General features: G+C 55.9%; 2 rRNA genes. Both read right to left on the bottom strand.

The annotated features are described in order from the left end of the window. Positions 1-3 precede the first annotated feature (3 nt). Positions 4-120, bottom strand: a 5S ribosomal RNA gene (gene rrf / locus AB0A63_RS40575). Positions 121-210: 90 nt separating this feature from the next. Next, positions 211-1237, bottom strand: a 23S ribosomal RNA gene (locus tag AB0A63_RS40570); the annotation flags it as partial.

Raw genomic sequence — 1237 nt, 5'->3', positions numbered from 1 at the left:
TAAGTTCGGCGGCGACCTACTCTCCCACACCGTAACCAGTGCAGTACCATCGGCGCAGAAGGGCTTAACTACCGGGTTCGGAATGGGACCGGGTGTTTCCCCAACGCTATAACCACCGAAACACTATGAAATTACAACCAGCAACCCCGCAAGGGTCGCGATCGGTTCTGGTTGTTCTTCCAGAACCGCACAGTGGATGCGTAGCGTCTTCGTAACAAGTCCTCGGCCTATTAGTACCAGTCAGCTCCAACCGTTACCGGTCTTCCACCTCTGGCCTATCAACCCAGTGGTCTAGCTGGGGGCCTTAACCCACAAAGGGTGGGATACCTCATCTTGGAACGAGCTTCCCGCTTAGATGCCTTCAGCGGTTATCCCTTCCGAACGTAGCCAACCAGCAATGCTCTTGGCAGAACAACTGGCACACCAGCGGTCCGTCCGTCCCGGTCCTCTCGTACTAGGGACAGCCTTCCTCAAGTATCCTACGCGCGCGGCGGATAGGGACCGAACTGTCTCACGACGTTCTAAACCCAGCTCGCGTACCGCTTTAATGGGCGAACAGCCCAACCCTTGGGACCTACTCCAGCCCCAGGATGCGACGAGCCGACATCGAGGTGCCAAACCATGCCGTCGATATGGACTCTTGGGCAAGATCAGCCTGTTATCCCCGGGGTACCTTTTATCCGTTGAGCGACCACGCTTCCACAAGCCATGGCCGGATCACTAGTTCCGACTTTCGTCCCTGCTCGACCCGTCAGTCTCACAGTCAAGCTCCCTTGTGCACTTGCACTCGACACCTGATTGCCAACCAGGCTGAGGGAACCTTTGAGCGCCTCCGTTACTCTTTGGGAGGCAACCGCCCCAGTTAAACTACCCACCAGGCACTGTCCCTGATCCGGATCACGGACCGAGGTTAGACATCCAATACGACCAGAGTGGTATTTCAACGATGACTCCACAACCACTGGCGTGGCCGCTTCACAGTCTCCCACCTATCCTACACAAGCCGAATCGAACACCAATACCAAGCTATAGTAAAGGTCCCGGGGTCTTTCCGTCCTGCCGCGCGTAACGAGCATCTTTACTCGTAATGCAATTTCGCCGGGCCTGCGGTTGAGACAGTCGAGAAGTCGTTACGCCATTCGTGCAGGTCGGAACTTACCCGACAAGGAATTTCGCTACCTTAGGATGGTTATAGTTACCACCGCCGTTTACTGGCGCTTAAGTTCTCAGCTTCGCC

Source organism: Lentzea sp. NPDC042327 (assembly GCF_040647275.1).
Classification (GTDB): domain Bacteria; phylum Actinomycetota; class Actinomycetes; order Mycobacteriales; family Pseudonocardiaceae; genus Lentzea.
Note: the sequence above shows the minus strand (reverse complement) of the source record. Positions and strands in the feature narration are given on the sequence as shown.